The sequence below is a fragment of the Solibacillus sp. GQ1 genome, from assembly GCF_059758555.1.
This window is the reverse complement of the sequence record NZ_JCAXEX010000001.1, coordinates 637105-658659: the sequence shown is the minus strand read 5'-3', so window position 1 is coordinate 658659 and position 21555 is coordinate 637105. Positions and strand designations below refer to the sequence as shown.

At 39.7% G+C, this 21555-nt stretch carries 18 protein-coding genes; all 18 read right to left on the bottom strand.

What is annotated here, in order from left to right:
* Positions 1-206 precede the first annotated feature (206 nt).
* Positions 207-1034, bottom strand: a complete 828-nt coding sequence (locus AC6CH1_RS03045; RefSeq protein ID WP_498316270.1) for a hypothetical protein — start codon at positions 1032-1034, stop codon at positions 207-209.
* Positions 1035-1187: 153 nt separating this feature from the next.
* Positions 1188-2981 carry an S-layer homology domain-containing protein gene (locus AC6CH1_RS03040; RefSeq protein WP_498316269.1) on the bottom strand — a complete coding sequence of 598 codons (1794 nt, stop codon included), beginning with the start codon at positions 2979-2981 and terminating at the stop codon, positions 1188-1190.
* Positions 2982-3432: 451 nt separating this feature from the next.
* Positions 3433-4986: a ribonuclease Y gene (rny, locus tag AC6CH1_RS03035; RefSeq protein WP_079525364.1), complete on the bottom strand. Its 1554-nt coding sequence runs from the start codon at positions 4984-4986 to the stop codon at positions 3433-3435.
* A gap of 606 nt (positions 4987-5592) precedes the next feature.
* Positions 5593-6669 carry a recombinase RecA gene (gene recA, locus AC6CH1_RS03030; RefSeq protein ID WP_498316268.1) on the bottom strand — a complete coding sequence of 359 codons (1077 nt, stop codon included), beginning with the start codon at positions 6667-6669 and terminating at the stop codon, positions 5593-5595.
* 166 nt (positions 6670-6835) lie between these two features.
* The gene (locus AC6CH1_RS03025) at positions 6836-8095 is read right to left on the bottom strand and encodes a competence/damage-inducible protein A (RefSeq protein ID WP_498316267.1); all 1260 of its coding nucleotides are present in this window, start codon (positions 8093-8095) and stop codon (positions 6836-6838) included.
* Between the two features lie 278 nt (positions 8096-8373).
* Positions 8374-8952: a CDP-diacylglycerol--glycerol-3-phosphate 3-phosphatidyltransferase gene (gene pgsA / locus AC6CH1_RS03020; RefSeq protein WP_008403198.1), complete on the bottom strand. Its 579-nt coding sequence runs from the start codon at positions 8950-8952 to the stop codon at positions 8374-8376.
* A gap of 46 nt (positions 8953-8998) precedes the next feature.
* Complete coding sequence (locus AC6CH1_RS03015) at positions 8999-9901, bottom strand: helix-turn-helix domain-containing protein (protein WP_498316266.1); 903 nt, start codon at positions 9899-9901, stop codon at positions 8999-9001.
* A gap of 48 nt (positions 9902-9949) precedes the next feature.
* On the bottom strand, positions 9950-10738 hold the full coding sequence (locus AC6CH1_RS03010; protein WP_251689227.1) for a DUF3388 domain-containing protein: 789 nt from the start codon (positions 10736-10738) through the stop codon (positions 9950-9952).
* 433 nt (positions 10739-11171) lie between these two features.
* A complete protein-coding gene (locus AC6CH1_RS03005; RefSeq protein ID WP_079525348.1) occupies positions 11172-11429 on the bottom strand; it encodes a DUF3243 domain-containing protein in 258 nt (85 codons plus the stop codon).
* Between the two features lie 47 nt (positions 11430-11476).
* On the bottom strand, positions 11477-12205 hold the full coding sequence (gene ymfI, locus AC6CH1_RS03000; protein ID WP_498316265.1) for an elongation factor P 5-aminopentanone reductase: 729 nt from the start codon (positions 12203-12205) through the stop codon (positions 11477-11479).
* Positions 12202-13506, bottom strand: coding sequence for an EF-P 5-aminopentanol modification-associated protein YfmH (yfmH, locus tag AC6CH1_RS02995; RefSeq protein WP_498316264.1), 1305 nt, complete (start codon positions 13504-13506; stop codon positions 12202-12204). Before yfmH ends, ymfI begins: the two co-directional genes overlap by 4 nt.
* Before the next feature lie 3 nt (positions 13507-13509).
* Positions 13510-14772 carry an EF-P 5-aminopentanol modification-associated protein YfmF gene (gene yfmF, locus AC6CH1_RS02990; protein ID WP_498316263.1) on the bottom strand — a complete coding sequence of 421 codons (1263 nt, stop codon included), beginning with the start codon at positions 14770-14772 and terminating at the stop codon, positions 13510-13512.
* Positions 14773-15533: 761 nt separating this feature from the next.
* Complete coding sequence (locus tag AC6CH1_RS02985; RefSeq protein WP_498316262.1) at positions 15534-15722, bottom strand: hypothetical protein; 189 nt, start codon at positions 15720-15722, stop codon at positions 15534-15536.
* A 46-nt stretch (positions 15723-15768) separates the two neighbouring features.
* On the bottom strand, positions 15769-16728 hold the full coding sequence (locus AC6CH1_RS02980) for an ABC transporter permease (protein WP_498316261.1): 960 nt from the start codon (positions 16726-16728) through the stop codon (positions 15769-15771).
* A 1-nt stretch (position 16729) separates the two neighbouring features.
* Positions 16730-17779: an ABC transporter permease gene (locus AC6CH1_RS02975; RefSeq protein ID WP_350477309.1), complete on the bottom strand. Its 1050-nt coding sequence runs from the start codon at positions 17777-17779 to the stop codon at positions 16730-16732.
* Positions 17779-19320, bottom strand: coding sequence for an ABC transporter ATP-binding protein (locus AC6CH1_RS02970; protein ID WP_427710887.1), 1542 nt, complete (start codon positions 19318-19320; stop codon positions 17779-17781). The genes AC6CH1_RS02975 and AC6CH1_RS02970 overlap by 1 nt, the downstream gene beginning before the upstream one ends.
* A 260-nt stretch (positions 19321-19580) precedes the next feature.
* Positions 19581-20693 carry a BMP family lipoprotein gene (locus AC6CH1_RS02965; RefSeq protein ID WP_498316260.1) on the bottom strand — a complete coding sequence of 371 codons (1113 nt, stop codon included), beginning with the start codon at positions 20691-20693 and terminating at the stop codon, positions 19581-19583.
* Between the two features lie 61 nt (positions 20694-20754).
* Positions 20755-21483 (bottom strand): GntR family transcriptional regulator, encoded by a 729-nt coding sequence (locus AC6CH1_RS02960; RefSeq protein ID WP_079525331.1) that lies wholly within the window; start codon positions 21481-21483, stop codon positions 20755-20757.
* Positions 21484-21555: the final 72 nt, after the last annotated feature.

The following is a 21555-nucleotide window of genomic DNA, read 5'->3' as shown; positions in this document are numbered from 1 at the left end:
TACGCTCCTTTATAATAACTTCTAAGATTATACATGAGTTGCTACCATTATTACATAGGATCCTCATATAATTGATAAATATTTGATAAACGCAGTATATTTTACATTTTTGTAAAAAATTTTAGATATTTGTAATGAATAGGTAATTAGCTATTGAATTATAAAAGGTTTGCAAAACGCTTATACGTACTGCAAACCTTTAAAGGCTAACGGAAGCTTAGTGCTTTGTCCATCATTTCAGAACGCAGAGATTCTTTCATTGCATTGTAGTCTTCCTTAAAGCTCTGAGCATAAGATTTATCAAAACCATTTTTTTGCAGGTCTTTTTCCACTAAACCTACTACTACATTTACTGTAGAATCAGTAGCAGATTCGATTCCATTTGCTGCACCCATATATTTTTTATAGAAATATCCGTAACTGATTGATTCTCCATTACTCTTTTTCGTAGAGTATTCATTTGCTGCCTGACTGATCAACGAATTGATACGAGCTCGTGATTGATTTTCAAGACTTTTGAATGTCCCCTCGTATTTCGATTTAATTGAGGCAACTGTTACTTTTTCAGCTGGTTTATTTGATCCGGCTGTGTTCGTGTTTGTATTCGGGTTTGCGTTTGAATTTGATCCTGTTGTACCTGTATTCGAACTAGAATTTGAGCTAGCAGATGTTCCAGTTTGTCCGGAATTCGAATTTGACGAACCATTTCCATTATTCGTAGTACCGGTTTCTGTACCTTCTTCATCATCTTGTGTAGAGTCAGAATTTTCATTAGTACTAGAAGTTTGGGCAGACGCAGTTGTCACGCCGTTGTTTTGGGAATCCGATGTTTTGTTTTCGACAATATTCCCTTCTTTATCGACAACAATCACCGTTCCATCCGGCAATTCGACATTATACGTCTCTTCGATTAAAGCATCTACTTCAGGATCTGCTATGTCATAGGACTTGAATTTCAATTCGTAAACAATATATCCACCAATACATAACACAATCACTGCCAGAGCAATAAATATATACTTCAGCTTTTTCATCAGTTGTAGGCTCCTTTGCAGTTTTTTGGCTTATCCTCAATCTAAAGGATAACGACCGGTACCTTATTACCCCTTATTTTCAATTATAAACCAAATTCCTTTTTTTAATGAAATTCCCCAGAACTTTCGCTCTAGGGAATTTTGTTGTTTATTTTATTGAACAGTGCCTTCTTCTAAAGTAATAGATACTGGAGTTGAAGAGCCGTCTTTAAATGTTAATGTAATGTTACCTGAATAAGAGCTTTTGCTTAATGCGTCCCAAATTGGTAAGTTACCACCTAAATTGTTTACATTTGCAGCTTCCTGTCCGTTAATACCAAGTGCAACTGCCAAATCAATCGCGATTGCTTCTAAATCCAACGGGCTATTTTGAGTATAAATTCCTCCACCGATTGTTACTGAATCTAGTAATGCTGTTGTTCCCAGACCCATAAAGTTACTAATAATATCATTAGACACAGTTGCTAATTGAGTTTTATTAATACTTGGAGAAGCAGTAATTGTTACAGCAGTATCATTTGAAACGATACTATCAACACCGGCAACTGATAGTCCGTTTAATTTTGCATTTAAACTAGAGATATATTCTTGTTTTTGTTGCTCAGTAATAACTGGTGGTGTAGGTGGTGTAGAACCTCCACCGCCGCCTCCAACTGGTGGTGTTACTGGAGGAGTTACTGGTGGTGTTACAACTGTACCATCAGATTCTACTACTTTAACATTCGCTAATTGAGATTTTACTGCTTCATAGTTTGTTACAACATCAGCTAAAGTTTTGCCCTTTTCAAGAACTACAGTAGTAAGGGTTGTACCTTCACCGATTGTAATTTTGCCGTCGCCTTTTACTTCAAGTGTAGTAACTGCAGTGTTATTTAATGTAACAGCTGCATCATCAGCTACTACTAAATTAGCAATCTCACCGCCTGAAATTGTTACAGAGCTGTTTGCTGGAAGCTCAAGGTTATCAGCTTTAACATTTACTAATGTAAGTGATTTAGCTGCAGCTTCAATTTTAGCAATCTTGAATCCTTTTGGATTAAAGCTTGTATTGTCTTTTACTAATTTTAACGTTTTGATGCCTACGATTTTACCTTTACCTTTTGCAAATACTGGTGTTGTAGATGCTACTGTCTCAGGTGCGTATTCAACAACAAGTGTTACAACAGAATCTTGTAATGCTGCAGCGTTGTCTGCATTAAATACAGCTGCTAATTCTGTTGAAACTTCGAAATCTTCATTTCCAATTTTCACTGTGTTCCCAACTACTGAACCTACAGTAAATACGCCTTCTTCAACTGTTGGCGTGCCTGGTGCTGGTGTAGCTGCTGCTTTTTCAGCGCGCACTACGAAAGATGATAATTGAGCGCGTGTTACATTTGATTTTGCATCAAAGAACGTTGGTGTTTTACCAGTTGTTACGTTGTTAGCATATAATGCAGCAATATGTTCTTTATATTGAGAATTTTGTACGTCTGTAAATGGAAGCGCTTCGTCATTTGAAGCTAATTTAAATGCGTTGTCAATAATTTTAGCCATTTGACCGCGTGTTAGCATATCGTTCGCACGGTATGTACCGTCTTCGAAACCGTTAATAATGCCCGCATTTGCTAATGCTGCAATTGCACCGTAGTTTGAGTTTTTCGTAGAAATATCTTTGAAGTTAGGGTTTTTAACGTTTTTAGTGTCTAGACCGATGATTTCTGCAATAATGTGTGCTGCGTTACCGCGTTTGATTGAATCTCCCGGACGGAATGTACCGTCTTCATAACCGCGGATAATACCGCGCTCCGCTAGATTCATGATGTTTTCATAGTGCGAGTTTGTTTCTTTTACGTCTTTGAAGCTGATTGCCGCCTGCGCTTGTGGTGCTACTGCTACAACTGCACCAGCTGCTAGAGTGGTAGTTAATGCTACATTGAACAATTTTTTATAAGATTGTTTTTTCATGTATAAACCTCCATTTTTTTATCAAGATATGCCGATTATATCATAGCGATTTGAAAGGTGGAAATATTTGCACAATTTTCTTTTTAAATAATAATATAATACTATTTATAATACTCTAAAATAATTTAATTACAATAAGAATTTAGCATTTAAATAGCATTAAGAAATATTTTATAAGAATAAATCACTATGTAACGAACTGACTAATTGTACAATTAGAATGAAGAAATTGGACACAATTTACATATCTAAGGAAAATCTCCGCTTAATTAACCAACTCTTCGTCTAAATTGGGCACCTCACTTCTTTTATATCGCCTAAATTTCCCATAATAAAACAATATTCTTGAAACCCTCTAAGAGAAATACAAAAAGACACCCCTTTCCCTCACAGAGAAAATTGGGTGTCTTTTATTCTAAAGTTTAAGGATTTTCAATTGTTAGTAAGTTAATTACTTCGCATACTCCACTGAACGTGTTTCACGAATAACTGTCACTTTAATGTGACCTGGGTAATCGAGTTCTTCTTCAATACGTTTGCGGATATCTCGTGCTAAACGATGTGATGCAAGATCATCGATTTTTTCAGGTTGTACGATGATACGTACTTCACGACCTGCTTGAATCGCGAATGATTTTTCAACGCCGTCATAGCTTTCCGAAATTTCTTCCAGCTTTTCAAGGCGGCGAATATAGTTTTCCAGTGTTTCACTGCGGGCACCTGGACGAGCTGCTGATAATGCATCGGCTGCTGCTACAAGTACGGCGATAACTGAAGTTGCTTCTGTGTCACCGTGATGGGAAGCAATTGAGTTAATAACAACTGGGTGTTCTTTATACTTCGTTGCCAGTTCCACACCGATTTCAACGTGGCTTCCTTCGACTTCATGGTCAATTGCTTTACCGATATCATGCAGTAAACCTGCACGACGCGCCAATGTTACATCTTCGCCTAGTTCAGCAGCAAGTAATCCTGCTAAGTGGGCTACTTCGATTGAGTGTTTCAATACATTTTGACCATAGCTTGTACGGTATTTCATACGACCAAGGATTTTCATTAAATCCGGATGCAGGTTATGAATACCTACTTCGAATGTTGTTTGCTCACCAGTTTCGCGGATTTGCTCATCCACTTCACGGCGAGATTTTTCAACCATTTCTTCGATACGTGCCGGGTGAATACGACCATCTTGAACTAGTTTTTCCAATGCGAGACGAGCTGTTTCACGGCGGATCGGATCAAAGCCGGATAAAATAACTGCTTCAGGTGTATCATCAATAATTAAATCGATACCTGTAAGCGTTTCTAATGTACGGATGTTACGGCCTTCACGACCAATGATACGGCCTTTCATCTCATCATTCGGCAGATTTACAACGGACACTGTTGTTTCTGCAACATGGTCAGCTGCAAAGCGTTGTAATGCAAGTGATAAAATTTCTCGAGCCTTTTTGTCTGATTCTTCTTTTGCACGCAATTCCGATTCTTTCGTCATTACAGCGATATCTGTAGAAAGTTCGTTTTCAACTTCCTTCAAGATAACCTCTTTCGCTTCTTCGCGCGTAAGAGCTGCAATGCGCTCAAGCTCAGTTTTTTGACTTGCAACAAGTTGTTCTACTTTGCTTTCCATCTGTTCAATATGCTGTTGTCTGCTAGCTAGAGCTTCTTCTTTACGCTCTAAGCTTATCTCTCTTTTGTTCAGAGTATCATCTTTGCGGTCAAGGTTTTCTTCTCTTTGCAATAAACGGTTCTCTTGTTTCTGAAGCTCTCCACGACGGTCACGAATGTCATTTTCCGCTTCAGTTCGAAATTTGTGAGTTTCATCCTTTGCTTCAAGCAGTGCTTCCTTTTTAAGTGCATCTGCTTCACGTTTCGCGTCTTCCACGATTTGCTCGGCAACATGCTTTGCACCAGTCACTTTTGATTCATTCACGTTTTTCATGTAGAAATAGATAACAGCGACACCGACAGCGAATCCTAGCAAAGCAGGGAGTATCATTTCCATATCGTTTCCCTCCTATGCCTATATATGTCTGATGTTCTCTTAGTTGGCACAATATATCTGAATTGTTCAAACATACCGCCTATTCATTTCAAAATTTAGAAATTATACATTTTAATTGTATAGTTCAAAATAAGGTATGTCAAGAATAGCCATGGTTTAAGGGGTTTTTTATATTTTTTGGTTGAGTTGGTTTGGTGGTGGTGATAGGGTTTAGTGTATCCTAAAATTTTCTAAATAAGGTTTGGTGTTATTGGAGAGAGCTTGTGGACCCTGTGGTTTAGTATAACCTAATTTTACCAAAATATATCCAGCTGAGGCGCTGCTGGCGGCCGGAAGTTCTAATAAATCTTAAAATGTTCTAATATATTTTTATTTGTTCTAATAAACTTTTGATTCCCTAATATATCCTGCACTTCTTCTAATAAGTGTTCCCGATCTTTAAATATCCTCTTCAAATCTTCTAATATCACTCAGAGTTCTTCTAATAAACCGCATATTTGTTCTAATAAAATCCCTGGCATACCCCATCAGCAATACTTTGAACAAAATCCATACCCCCAACAAAAACAAAAACCCAAGCAAATTACTCCGCTTGGGTCTGTAACATTATTCTTTTTCTTTTTCGTCTTCGAATAATTCTAGTTCGTCCAGTTCTTCTTCGCCTGTTGTATCATTGGCGCCGATTGTGTAGCCTAGTTCGCCGATACCGAAGTGTTGACGGATTTTTTCTGTTACTTCTTCTTTCATTGCAGGGTTTTCTTTGAAGAATTGTTTTACATTTTCACGACCTTGGCCGATTCGTTCGCTGTTGTAAGAATACCAAGAACCGCTTTTTTGGATGATGTCCAGTTCTGCACCGATGTCGACGATTTCGCCTTCTTTTGAAATCCCTTCACCGTACATAATATCAACTTCCGCTGTACGGAATGGTGGCGCTACTTTATTTTTTACAACTTTGATTTTCGTTTTGTTCCCGATAATTTCTGTTCCCTGCTTAATCGCTTCACCGCGACGTACTTCTAAACGGATAGAAGAGTAGAATTTAAGAGCACGTCCACCTGTTGTTGTTTCCGGGTTACCGAACATAACACCGATTTTTTCACGAACTTGGTTGATGAAAATAGCAAGCGTATTCGATTTGTTAATAACACCTGATAATTTACGTAATGCCTGAGACATTAAACGCGCTTGAAGACCCATGTGCGAGTCACCCATTTCGCCTTCGATCTCTGCTTTTGGTACTAATGCTGCTACAGAGTCGATTACGATAATATCGATCGCACCAGAACGTACTAATGCTTCCGCGATTTCAAGTGCTTGTTCACCTGTATCCGGCTGTGATAATAATAATTCGTCAATGTTAACGCCTAATTTTTGTGCATATACCGGGTCAAGTGCGTGCTCAGCATCGATAAACGCTGCCGTACCGCCGTTTGCCTGAATTTCTGCGATGGCATGTAATGTAACTGTTGTTTTACCAGATGATTCCGGTCCGTAAACTTCTACAATACGTCCGCGCGGGTAGCCGCCTATACCTAATGCTGCATCAATTGCGATAGAGCCTGATGAAGTTGTCTCCATATGACGGTTTGAGTTTTCACCCAGTTTCATGACAGAACCTTTACCGAATTGTTTTTCTATTTGTTTTAACGCCATATCTAATGCTGCTTTACGATCGCTCAAACTATTTCCTCCTTAAGAAAAAGCTTTATTTAACTTATGTCTCTATTATACTTGCTAATGAGATAACATTCAAGAAAAAAGCGAACATATTTTCGCATTTTATTTGAATGTTTCTAAATGCCTTTAAATCAGTGATCAAATCGCCTTTACCAAAAGAAACCGACAATTAAATCAGCTTTTTGTACCCTTGATTCGCCAATTCCCTCATTAAATAGCTGAACGTAAACTTCACCGCGCGAATCCGGTTTGTATTTCTTGAGCCGGTTAATTGCAGTCGGTACGTTAATGGCTCTCTGTCACCGATCTTAATACCGACCCAGATCGATCCTGCAGGCTGTCCGTCATGATCCCCCGGTCCAGCTGCCCCCGTCAGTCCAACTCCAATATCTGTACCGAACTTTTCGCGGACTTGTGTCGCCATTGCTGCAGCACATTCACTGCTGACGATTCCGTATTCATCCAGCAGTTCACCGGAAATACCGAGATGTTTGATCTTCGCTTCTTTCGTATATGTTACGACACCGCCGATTAATGCGGACCCCACACCCGGAACTTCTGCCAGCTCCGACTGGAACAGACCGGCCGTTAAACTTTCGGCAGCGGAAACCGTTAACTCATTCTCCAGAAGCATTTGTACAAGCTTGAAGCCTAATGATTCATCATTTACACCGTAATAGTATTCCCCGACAATATCGAGAATTTCACGTTTCTTCAATTCAATCAAACGGAATGCCTGTGGTTCATTCTGAGCTTTTGCAGTAATACGCAGTGTTACTTCACCGTCTGAAGCAAGCGGGGCAACAGTTGGATTTGTCTGTTCCTCCAAAATATGCTGTATGCGGGTTTCCAGATCTGCTTCACCGATACCGTAAAAGCGCAGTACATGCGATAAAATAACCCCACCGTCATGTAGAAGTGCTGCCAATTTTGGTTTCGTTTCATATTGGAACATCGGCTCAAGTTCTTTTGGCGGACCCGGCAGTAAAATATAAATACGGTCGTTTTCCTTCAAAAACATCCCCGGTGCCATGCCATGCTGGTTCAGCAATACATCACAGCCATCCAGTACAAGTGCCTGTTTCCGGTTATTTTCCGTCATTGGTCGTCTTTGCTTCGAGAAGAACTCTTCAATTGCAAACAGCGCCGTTTCATCAAATACTAATGTACGATTCAAATGTTTCGCAATTGCTTCTTTCGTTAAATCATCCTTCGTCGGACCTAAACCACCTGAGAAGATAATTACATCCGCGCGCTGTTCCGCAATTTTGATTGCCTCTAAAAGCCGCGCCTCGTTATCTCCCACAACTGTATGATAATACACATTAATGCCAAGTTCCGAAAGCTGGCTCGAAATAAATTTCGCGTTCGTGTTGGCGATTTGTCCTAATAATAATTCTGATCCTACCGCTATAATTTCTGCATTCATTCCTAAAACCCCCTATAGATCAATTTCACCTTGGCGTAATGGAGTCCAGATTTTTTGAGTATACGCTCTAGCGTATACTCAAAAGTACCTTTAGAAAATCTGTGACATCTGCCAGAGGCTTTTTTTACAGCAGTTGTTTTGGCAACTGCTGTAAAAATAAAGAAAAACTAGATTAGAAAAACATTCCTCGCGTTCACGAGTCTTGTTCTATCTTTTATGGATACTTATTACTATTACCTATCCTAAAAGAAATTCTAACCTAGTTTTAGAAATTTTATTTATTTTGAATCCAATAATGCACGGCGGTTTATATAGAAATAATCCCACCCAGACCATACTGTAAAGAACAATGCTACATAAAGCATAATCATATCAAAAGGTATGCCAACTAATGTAAAAATCGTATTGTGTAAAATTAATGCAGAAATCGCCACGATTTGGGCCCAAGTTTTAATTTTACCAAGCTGGTTCGCCGCTACGACTTCCCCTTGTCCTGCTAAAATCAGTCGAAGTCCCGTTACCGCGAACTCACGCGAAATAATGATAATGACAATCCAGGCAGGTGCCAGGTCGATTTCCACCAATAAAATAAAGGCAGCAGAAACGAGCAGCTTATCTGCAAGCGGGTCCAAAAACTTCCCTAAGTTCGTCACTAAATTATATTTGCGGGCATAGTAGCCATCTACCCAGTCCGTTGCCGAAGCGAAAATGAAAATCAGTGCCCCTACAAAATAGTTCACTTGCATTTCCGCGCCAAACAGCGTCATATTTCCCCAACCGAAATCAAACATCATTACAATCACAAATAGTGGGATTAATAAAATGCGCGAGACTGTAATCTTATTTGGAATGTTCATTTGTTAACACCTTTCGTCTAAAGAAAAGAGCCATCTTTTAAGATGACTACTCTCCTTGTCCTTCATTCACTAATTTTAAAATCACGTTTTGAGAAACCATATCTTGTGCGTAAGCTAATTCTACATCATTTACGTAAACTTTTGCCACTTTTGAGTTTCCTAAGCGAATACGTGCATAACCGTTTGCCGTTGAATCATGTTCTACTACTTCTCCAGCTTTGTAGACACGTGCGCTTACTTGCTCTTGGCGGTTTTCATTACGAATACCAACCCATGTATCACCTGCTACTTCAACACGAATCTTCAAACTGTCTGTACCTGATACTTCAAATGTTGAATCTTCGCCTTGTACAACACCTTCACTGATGGTTTGAGCTACTTCAGGCTCGTCTGTGACAGGTTCTTCAGGCTCAACATTTTCTTCAGTGTCATCTTCTGTGTTTTCTTCGTTGTCTTCAACAGGTTTTATTGGTGTTGAATTCGGATTTTGTTCGTATTCGATCGGTTCAATCTCCTCTTCTCCTCCATCCGGCGTACTGCCCGTTTTTTGGAAGTATAGAGTTGTAATAACGATAATAATGACAATCGCAAACAATGCAACGATCAGTTTCGGCATTGCTTCCATCATCTTATTGCTCGATGTCGCTTTCATATTGCGGCGACTCGGACTTTGTGTGAATGATTGGGCGACTTCTTCTTTTTGCATTTCCGGAATATCTTTTCGATACTCAGTTAATACTTCATCCGCATCTAATCCAACTGCTTCGGCATACTGCTTAATGAAGGCACGTACATAGAAAGAACCAGGCATAATTGTATAGTTGCCTTCTTCGATTCCTATTAGATAACGTTTTTGGATTTTCGTGATATTTTGCAAATCATCTAGACTATAACCTCTAGCTAATCTCGCCTCTTTCAAGCGAGCTCCTAGTTCCGTCAAAAAAAACACCTACTTTTAATATATTCAAATAAAGATGGCACTAAGCCCTCTTATTTACTAAAAACCAAACCCGCCAAAATGGTCTGTACTCGATAACATATTATTCTTTTCGATAATTTCATATGTTATTTCCTCATTCGGTTCATGGCGCAATTCGATAATATAGTCAAAATCTTCTATTTTATATGATGAATGCTGTACGAACAGATCTGGATGCTCAATGACTTTAATCGTCGGCATACCCATGATTTCCCGAACTAACTGCTGGTGGCGTTCATCCGTCGAGCGACGTGTCACGGCACCATCCAATATAAAAATATTATTCCCATTAAACTCATCACCCATTAACGCATTGCGGACAGTTTGTTTAATCATAGTAGAAGAGATGAAAATCCATTTTTTATTCGCGCACACGCTTGCAGCAACGATTGATTCTGTTTTTCCTACACGCGGCATTCCACGGATCCCAATTAATTTATGCCCTTCCTTTTTAAATAATTCGGCCATAAAATCAACTAAAATTCCTAATTCGTCACGTACGAACCGGAATGTATTTTTTTCATCCGCATCTTTCGGTATATAATGTCCATGCCGAACAGCCAATCGATCACGCAGCTTTGGCTCACGAAATCTTGTTACATTAATATTTTCCATTGTTGAGACGATTGAAATAAAACGCTGGATAGATTCTTCGTTCTCTGTAGACAACAGCATTCCTCGATGCTCCTCATCCACACCGTTAATCGAGACAATATTAACGCGAAGCATTCCTAACAGCGATGCAATATCTCCTAATAAACCTGGTCGATTCACTTGAATTTCATATTCAAAATACCATTCGCCCATTTTGTATCTGTCCCCTCATAATAGAAACGTATTTATTTCTTACAAGTTCCATCATAGCGGATTTTCTACCTATTGAAAAGTTAGAAAGCCACGTTTTTGTTAGTTTTCTTGAAATAATTTTTGAAAAAACACGTTCTAGAAGTATCAATGGTGGACAATCGTGCATTTACAGTTGGAGATTGGTACTAATAGAAAATCATGCAAGGAAAATTTGTTGAAAAGAAGGAGGATTTTTTGGACATTCTTATTAAGTGTTAATCCCCAATATGTATGGAATAATCATCAACTTAAGGGGCTTATTCGCCACTTTATTGTGATTAATCGTCAATCACGAGTAGTTAATCGCCATTTCAAAGAGCTTATTCCCACTTTTGCATCCATAAAAAAATGCCGCTCACTAATGCAGTGAGTGACATTTTTTCCGTAAAACTAATTAGTGTGTTGTTTTGTTTTGAACGAGCTTCATAATGCAGCTTGCAATCGCTTGCTTTTCGTCCTTTTCGGCAACAGACCATAAATCTGATAATACGCGCTCTTGCTCGTTTTGTGGGTCAACGTTTTTCGCAAGATACTCGCCAATCTGAACTGCGGCTTTCTCAATCATTTTATTAGGCATGCCGCTTTCTTTTGCATCAGATACTTGTTTACCTAAGAAGCTTGTCCATTGTTCCCAGTTTTGTAATAGTCCCATTTGCTTTCCCTCCTCTCGCACAAATAGTATGTGCGGATATCGGGAAATTATATGTACCAGCCGCCATTAACTCGAATTATTTGTCCTGTTACATAATCGGCGCGTCCGCTCAAATAAAAAGCCGCCATATTCGCAATATCAAGCGCTTCGCCAAATGATTGCAAAGGAATTTGGCTTTCGATCATTTCGCGCTCCACGGCATCAAACTTTTCATTCATTTTTGTATTGATAATTCCAGGTGCAATCGCGTTAACACGAATGCCGCTAAATGCCGCTTCCTGCGAGTACGCTTTCACGAAGCTGTGCTGGGCGCCTTTTACAGCGGAGTAGGCTACTTCTCCAGCTGCACCGACATCACCCCAGATTGAACCAATGACAAGCACATAGCTGACTTTGTTCGTTCGTAATTTACCCGCAAGCAGCGCCGTCGTACGCATCGGATTTTGTACATGGACGTGCCAGAGTTTCGTCATTTCCTCGGCTGATGTGTTTTCCAGTAAATCATAGAATGCATGGCCGTTAGCATAAACGATTGCCTGTAATGAAAAAATTTGGGCGGCAATTTGCTCCGCCCCGGTGTCAATGCTGAAATCGGCTTTTACTGGGATAAACTCCTGATCCGGAAAGTTCTCGGTAAACACTTGAAGCATACTGTCAATGACAGTATGCCCAGTATGATAATGCAGATAGAGTGACCAGCCATCCTGTGCTAATTGCTGGCAAATCGCTTGCCCAATCGCACCGGAAGCACCGCAAACTAATGCAAACTTCTTCATTTTTGATCGCGCCCGCTAACTGGCATAATTGTAAACACCGTTTGTTGCTCTTCACCTTGAATTGTTTTAAACGCTTTTTCGATATCTTCCACTGTAATTGTTTCCAGTACCGGTACAACATCGAATAAATTCATATCGTTGAATTTGTAACGTGTAAACTGGTTGGCGATAAATTCGATGGAATTCAGTGCACGCAGGAAGAAACCGATTTTTTTACGTTTAATACGTTCTACATCTTCAGAAGTAAATAAGTTTCCTTGCTCTGTTTCTGCCAGCTTTTCTTTAATCAATTTGGCAAGCTGTTCCGGCTGTTCCGAATCCGAGCCGATCAGTGCAAATCCATAGCCGTTTTCCAATGAGAAATCATAGCCGTATGATTCATCGATTAAGCCTTTTTCATACACGTCTGTATAGAATGATGAAGCACGGCCGAATAAACATTCAACCCCGATTTGTACAGCAAGCTCATGCTTCAGCATTTCTTCGCCGCTTAAACCAACTTGCTTCGCTTTTAAACCAACATACACTTTTGGCTTTTGCACATCCATATGAAGCACGCGCTCTTTTTCCGCTACATTTGTTGATTCTTCATCAAATAAGCGTTTTAAGTCTGTCGGCTCCTGGAATGTCTTTTTGTTTTGGTTATCTTCAATAAATGCCATCATTTCAACAGGGTCTACTGCACCAATTACGAACAATAGCATGTTTGATGGGTGGTAAAACGTGTTGTAGCACGTATATAAATGCTCGGCTGTAATTCCGTCAATAGAATCGATCGTGCCGGCAATATCAATTTTCACCGGGTGGTTATGGTACATATTTTCAATCGCACCAAAATATAAACGCCAATCCGGCTGATCATCGTACATCGTAATTTCCTGTCCGATAATGCCTTTTTCTTTATTTACCGTTTCTTCCGTGAAGTACGGCTCCTGTACGAAATTCAGTAATGTTTCCGTACTTTTATAAATATGGTCCGTTGCAGAGAACAAGTACGCTGTGCGGGTAAATGATGTGAATGCATTTGCCTGAGCGCCTACTTCACTGAACTTTTGGAATACATCCCCGTCTTCTTTTTCGAACATTTTATGCTCTAAAAAGTGGGCAATCCCGTCCGGAACTGTAATCGGCTCTGTTTCTCCGATCGGTACGAATGTACGGTCAATCGAACCATACTTCGTTGTAAATGTCACAAATGTTTTTGAAAAACCTTTTTTCGGCAAAATGTATACGTCTAATCCATTGTTTAGTTGCTTGTAATATAATGTTTCATCTAGTTGCTGGAATTCAATTGTTTCCATGGATTACTCCCCCTTACCGCATAAGAAATACGTTGCTTCTAATTTAATATCCTGTGCCACTTTTTGCACATCTTCTTTTGACACAGATTGCCAGCGTGCAGTCCACGTATCCATAGTAAACGGTTCGTCTAATACTTTGTATTGGTCAAAAATTTCAATTTGGCCACGAGGTGAATCCAATGCTTCTTTTAACTGGTTAATAAGCATTGCCTTCGTTTGCGCCAATTCCAAATCGGTAATTTCACCATTTTGCATCACTTTTAATTGTTCGGCAATTAATTTGCGTGCCTTTTCTTCATTTGCCGGCTCAATACCTGACACGACAAACAGTAATCCGTATTGTGAAGAATAGGAGCTTGATGCATAATAAGCTAAACTTTCTTTTTCACGGACATTCATAAATAATTTTGAATGGGCATAACCGCCAAAGATTCCGTTGAAAATTTGCATTTTAGGGAAATCTTCATCGCCGAATCGTACTGGTGTCGAGTAGCCGATATGCAGTTTCCCTTGTTTCATATCCTGCGTTTCTTTCGTATATGGTTCGACATTTGCAGGAGCTGTATTTTCTTGTGTCTTTTGTAGTACATTGCGGTCTGCAAATGAAAATGCTGCTTTTAACTTTTCGGTCATTTCTTCTACATTAATATCACCGACAACGTAAATATCAATGACATCATTTGCTAGCATATCTTCATATGTTTTTGTCAATGATTGTGGTGTAATTGCTTTTACGGCTTCGATATTACCGTTTGCAGAAATTGATGCTGCACTGTTTGGACGGATAATTTCTGTTAAACGTTTTTGTGCGTAGCGTGACTTATCATCGAAAATTGATTGGATTCGTTGGATGACCATTTCTTTTTCACGGTTGACAATTGATTCTTTAAATACACCGTTTTCGAAGTTCGGTTTGAAGATCGCTTCCTGGATCAGGTCGATTGCTTCATTTAATACATTGCCATGCGATAAATATTGGTCGTTTACTGTTTCGACATTTAATAATACTGTATGTTCCTGACCGCGCTTTGCTGTGTCAAAATACAATACTGTGCCGAACAGGTCATCTAAATAGCTGCGGTAACTTGCCGATGTTGGAAATTTCTCGTTGCTGTGCTGCAGAACATTCGATAATACTGTACGCTGTGCCGCTGTTTCTTCATTTAATGGCGCTCTCCATTTTATCGAAAAGTTCACCGTTTTGAATTGGGCGGTTTGTCGTATATGAAGCGAAACACCTTTCGCAATTTCTGTTGTTAAAAACAAAAAAACTCCTCCTGACTACCTCGTGAATATAAATATAAATGCTTCTTCTCTACTATACATGTGTTGCCTTGATTTGTGCAAAGTTATTATCCGTACTAAGTATTCCCTAATTCGTGACAATTATGAATGAAAATTGTGAACGAGTGAAAATAAAAAATATTTCTTTTTCAAATAAAATTTCTTTACGCTTTCTGCGTTTCTTAATGGGGGCCGTTGTGCTGCGTTGCGGGAGGCCAACACGATGTTGGTCACGAATGCGTTGTCACACGATGTGACGCTCTTAGCATTCGTTCCTTTATTCCTGGGGGCGTGGCTCCAACTAACTTGATGTATGCCTCTACGGCGGCATACATCAAGTGGATTTTCCGCGCACGCTTAATCCCCAAGGAGTCGGCCCCTCCACTCCGCACAACTATGGTTCTGTATGAAGTTTGGGCTGCTTATTTAATTTGAGGCAAGGTACGGTGAATTTTATTCCCTTTAAATTCAAAGTTCACGCTTTAACGCAACTTGGCTAATAAAAACTTTACGGTCTACCTATTCTACTTTTCATTGAATAGTTTCTACCTTAAAAGTTGAACTTTCTACTTCTCCCTCTAGACGTTCCACTTTTCCCAGCTAATTAGCTAATAAGTTCCACGCTTTCTACTTTACTTGCGATTCATTCTACTTTTCCCTAAATAGTTTCCACTTTAGTCGCAAAACTTTCTACTTTTCTTTGAATAGTTTCTACATTAGCCGGAGAACTTTCTACTTTCTCTTTAATATGTTCTACTTTCACCCGTAACTCGGCTAATAAATTCCACGCTTTCTACTTTACCGGCGAATCGTTCTACTTTTACATAAACAGTTTTCACTTTAGCCTGAAAACTTTCTACTTTACCTTCAAGATGTTCTACTTTCCTCCGCAATTCGGTTAATAAATCAACGCCCTCCCACTCAATCAACACCAAAAAACCGCCTGTACAAATCCACTTTGTACAGACGGTTCTATAATTAGCGTTTTCCTTTGATGTATGGAACGCCTGATGCTTTTGGTGCTACTGCTTTTCCTACGAAGCCTGCTAATGCCAGGATTGTCAGAACGTATGGCAGGACTTGCAGGATTACTGGTGGGATCAACTGAATGTATGGGATGTTCCCGCCACCGATACTTAATGTTTGTGCCAAGCCGAAGAATAGTGCGGCACCTAATGTTCCGATCGGATGCCATTTACCGAAGATCATTGCGGCGATGGCGATGAAACCTTGTCCGGCTACTGTTGATGCAGAGAAGTCACTTGATGATGTCATTGCTAATGATGCACCACCGACACCTGCTAACGCACCGGAAATCATAACGCCGATATAGCGCATTTTCGCTACGTTAATACCCATTGTATCAGTTGCCATCGGGTGTTCCCCAACTGCGCGGATACGTAAACCGAATGGCATTTTGTAAAGTACGAACCATGCACCGATTGCCACGATGAACGCGATAATCGTTGTTGAATACACGTTGTGGAACAGCAATGGTCCTAAAAATGGTATATCGGATAAATACGGTATTTCAAAACGTTGTAATGGTGCTTGAACCATATCTGTTTGACCTTTACCGTAAATCAGTTTTACTAAGAAAACTGTAATTGCTGCAGCTAGCATGTTTAGTGCAACACCTGTTACCGTTTGGTCTGCACGGAATGTTACTGCTGCGATCGCAATGATTAGCGAGAAAATTGCTCCTGCTAATAATGAAGCAAGTAACGCAAGCCAAATTACATTTCTGCCAAAATCATCATAGTATTCTAAGTTGATATAAATACCTGTAAATGCACCGACAATCATTAACCCTTCAACACCAAGACCGATTACCCCTGCACGCTCCGAGAATAGAGCCCCGATACCTGTTAAAATAAGCGGTGTTGCGTATAAAAGGGCAGAAGGGACGATAAAGTATAACACTTCTAAAAAGCTCATGTTACTTGCCCTCCTTTTTCTTTCCGAATTTCTGTAAACCAACACGTAAAATGTAGCCTGAAGCTACGAATAAAATAATTACTGCAATAATGATCGATACGATTTCTTCCGGAATACCTGCTTCGTTCGGCATGTTTAATGATCCGTATTTCAGGGAACCGAATAATGAAGCCCCGAAGAATACACCGATCGGATTGTTTGCACCTAGTAATGCTACGGCAATCCCGTCGAATCCGATACCTGAAGCCGCTGCTTTAATCGATGCGTTTTGGTATGTTCCCAATGCTTCCATCGCACCGCCCAGACCGGCGAATACACCGGAAATTGTCATTGCTAAAATGATGTTGCGGTTTACGTTCATACCCGCATATTCAGCAGCGTTTTTATTGAACCCTACTGCTTTCAACTCATAACCGCGAGTTGTTTTTTCTAAAATAAACCACATAACAACTACCATGATCAGTGCCACGATAATCCCTAAGTGAAGACTTGAATTATCCGTAATTTCACGTAACCACTGATTACGTAATGTAGCTGACTCTAATACTGTCGGCGTTTTGAATCCGCCGTCTGACAATGATTTAATCGCTGCATTTGTTAAATATAATGCTGTGTAGTTTAACATAATCGAAGCAATTACTTCATGTACTTGAAGTCTTGCTTTCAGGAAACCGACGATAAATGCCCAGAATGCACCAGCTGCAGCAGCCGCTAGTAATGCTAATGGCAAGTGGATAATACGTGGTAATCCTTCAATTGCATAACCGACATATGCCGCTGCAAGCCACCCCATTAATAGCTGACCTTCAACACCGATGTTGAATAATCCTGTACGGAAGGCAAATGCTACTGCAAGACCTGCTAAAATATAAGGTGTAATTTGACGGATCGTATTACCGATAGAATAAGAATCTCCGAAAATACCATTCCATAGTGCTGTATACCCATCGATTGCATCATAGCCGCTGACAACCATGATGATACCACCAACGAGTAATCCTAAAACTACCGAGATGAGTGGAACGAGCAGATTCACAACTCGATTTGACATTATTCGTTCCCCTCCTTAACTGCCTTTGCTTTACGTTTTTCACCGGCCATTAATAAGCCCAGCTCTTGTTCAGATGTTTCTTTCGGATAGACCGTATCCACGATTGTCCCATCGTAAATTACGGCAATGCGGTCAGAAACGTTCATAACTTCATCTAATTCAAATGAAATCAATAATACGGCTTTCCCTTTATCACGTTGCTCGATTAAACGAGAGTGAATAAATTCAATTGCCCCTACGTCCAATCCACGAGTAGGAAGTGCTGCAATCAGCAGATCCGGATCACGGTCAACTTCACGTCCGATAATGGCCTTCTGCTGGTTACCGCCTGAAAGCGCTCGTGCTGGCGTCATTTCGCCCTGGCCTGTACGAACATCATACTCTTCAATGATTTGGCGTGCTTTTTCATTTATCTTCTTATAGTCCATAATAACGCCTTTAGAAATTGGCGATTTGTAGTAAGTTTGTAGTGCGATATTGTGCCCAATAGGGAAATCCAGGACTAGCCCGTGTTTGTGACGGTCCTGAGGAATATGTCCTACACCTGTTTCCGTAATTTCACGCGGTTTTAAACCTGTAATATCTTTGCCGCCTAAAGTTACTTTACCGCTCTTGATTTTGCGCAGTCCTGTAATTGCTTCGATTAATTCTGATTGACCATTTCCGTCAATCCCTGCAATACCAACGATTTCACCACGGCGAATCGATAAATTCAGACCTTTTACTTTTTCGACATTCCGGTAATCCGTTACAACAAGGTTTTCGACTTTGAAGATTTCTTCAGTAGGGTTTGCTTCCCCTTTTTCTGTTTTGAATTCTACTTGTCGACCAACCATTAATTCCGCAAGCTGATCCGGATTGGTTTCAGCTGTTACTACCGTTCCAACCCCTTCACCTTTACGGATAATTGTTACACGGTCAGATACTTCCATAATTTCTTTCAGCTTGTGCGTAATGATGATAATCGACTTGCCTTCTTTAATCAGAAGTTTTAAGATTGCCATTAATTCCGTAATCTCTTGCGGTGTTAATGATGCAGTCGGCTCGTCAAAAATTAAGATTTCCGCACCGCGGTATAGTGTTTTTAAAATTTCTACACGCTGTTGCATTCCGACAGAAATATCTTCAATTTTCGCATATGGATCCACATCCAAGTTGTATTTCTTCGATAATGCAGCGATATCTTTTGCAGCATCTTTAATATTGATAGCTCCCAGTTTCGTAGGTTCGCTACCTAAAATGATATTTTCCGTAACCGTAAAGTTTTCCACAAGCATAAAGTGCTGGTGCACCATTCCGATTCCTAAATCATTTGCTTTGTTCGGATCTGTAATTTTTACTGATTCTCCGCGTACTTTAATTTCTCCGGCTTCTGGTTGATATAGACCGAAAAGTACATTCATTAAAGTCGATTTACCTGCACCGTTTTCTCCTAGTAGTGCATGAATTTCGCCTTTTTTTAACTGGAGGGTGATATTGTTGTTTGCTACGAAATTACCGAACTCTTTGCGGATCCCTAGCATTTCAATCACGTATTCCACTAGACTCACTCCCTTAGGCTATTTATCTTTAAAAGTATTTTTATAAAATTAACACATGAAAGATTTTTGTAAAAATCTTTCATCTATTAATTTTTCAGACGAATTCTACACTAAATAAGTCCCTTGTCTTACAATTCTATGAAAATATAACGCTTACATTTCTTTTAATACTAAATTTACCGAATATTTAAAACAGACCTTTACATTAGAAAATCATCATAGGGGAATAATTCCCCTATGATGACTACCATTAAGAATTATTATTTATCTTTAGGTTTTTCTTCTGAAACTTTAATTTCGCCAGAAGCAATCTTCTCTTTATATTCTTCTACTTTATCCATTACTTCTTGAGGAATTGCACCACGAGAATCTGCTAAGCCAACACCATCTTCAGCTAAACCGTAAACAGTAGTTGTACCACCTGGGAACTCACCGTTTTTCGCTTTAGTAGCGATATCCACTACCGCGTTGTTAACACCTTTTAACATAGAAGTTAAAGTGATGTTAGTAGAGTCATCAACTTGACCTTCTGCATATTGGTCAGCGTCAACACCGATTACCCATACGTTAGCATCTTTATCTTTTGCTTTACGCTCTTTAGCTTCTGAGAATACACCGTTACCAGTACCACCAGCAGCGTGGAAAATAATATCTACGCCAGAAGAGTACATTGAGTTCGCAGCGATTTTACCTTTAGATGCATCATCGAATACACCTGTGTAGTTTACTTGGATTTCGATGTCCGGGTTAACAGCTTTTGCACCCTCGATGAAACCAGCGTGGAAGCGGTTAATTACTGGGATATCTGTACCACCTACGAAACCGATTTTGCCTGATTCAGACATTGAAGCTGCAACAACACCAGCTAAGAAAGCGCCTTCTTGCTCTTTGAACAGGATGTTTGCTACGTTATCAGCTTCTACTTCAGCATCGATTAATGCTAACTGTGCATCTGGATTGTCATTAGCGATCTCTTCAATTGCATCACCCATCATGAAACCAACACCGAAAACTAAATCGAAGTCACGACGTAATAAGTTGTTTAAGTTTGTGTTGTAGTCAGCATCTGATTGAGATTGTAAGTAGTCGAAACCACCGTCACCTTTAGATAGGCCGTTGTCAGCACCGAATTGTTGAACACCTTCCCAAGCTGATTGGTTGAATGATTTGTCGTCTACGCCACCAACGTCTGTAACCATTGCGATTGAGAAATCGCCAGAACCTGAGTCAGTGCTTGTTTCAGAACCAGATTTAGAATCATTGTTTGAAGTGTCTTTTGAATCAGTTGACTCTTCGTCAGTTCCGCATGCCGCCAAAATTGCACCAGTTGCTACTACAGAAGAAATTAATAAACCAAATTTACGCTTTTTCATTAATGAGTCCCCCTCAAAGGTAATTGATATTAGCAGGAATTAAATAATAGAAATTATTGTTCTACACCCGTTTACGTACTACATGGAAGCTGAATTTGTCAGCTCTGAAATAATTTTTTGAATAAAGAACAACACGATCATTTTCATCATAGTGAAGTTGCTTTAATACAAGCAATGCTGTTTCCGGCCCACATTTCAATATCGGTGATACTTCATCGTGGAAGCCTACTGGATCAATATATGTCACTGCATATGCGACACGGATAGATCCGGTTTGCTCTAAAGCCGAGAAAATCGAAACGTTTTGATTACTTATAAATTCATTTGGCAGTAAATTGGCCGGTACTTTGTCTACACAGTAAACAACCGGTTCATTGTCTGCCGTTCTTACACGTTCAATCGTGATAACATTGTCATCAATGTCAGCTTGGAAACGTTCCACATCATCTTCCGTGGCTTTTTCTTCCTTCGCACTGATAAAGATTGTGCCTGGATTCATACCAGCGTTTTCAATCATAGAAGATACACTCGATAAATGCTCAATGCCTGATGTAAAGACCGGCTTTGGATTGACGAATGTACCAACACCATGACGACGGATAATAACGTTTTCTTCTTCCAAAAGTCGCAGTGCTTCACGAAGCGTTGCACGACTTACACCCAATGTTTTTGAAAGTTCGAATTCTGAGGGTAATTTTTCGTTCTCACGATAGGTCCCTTTATCTATATCTGACTTCAAACGATCAATAACTTGTAAGTATAAATGACGATGATCTGCTTTAATTGTCAATTAGTATCACCACCATAACATAGAGATCAGACATCTGATGTACAACATTCCTACTAATTCGTGAATAATATA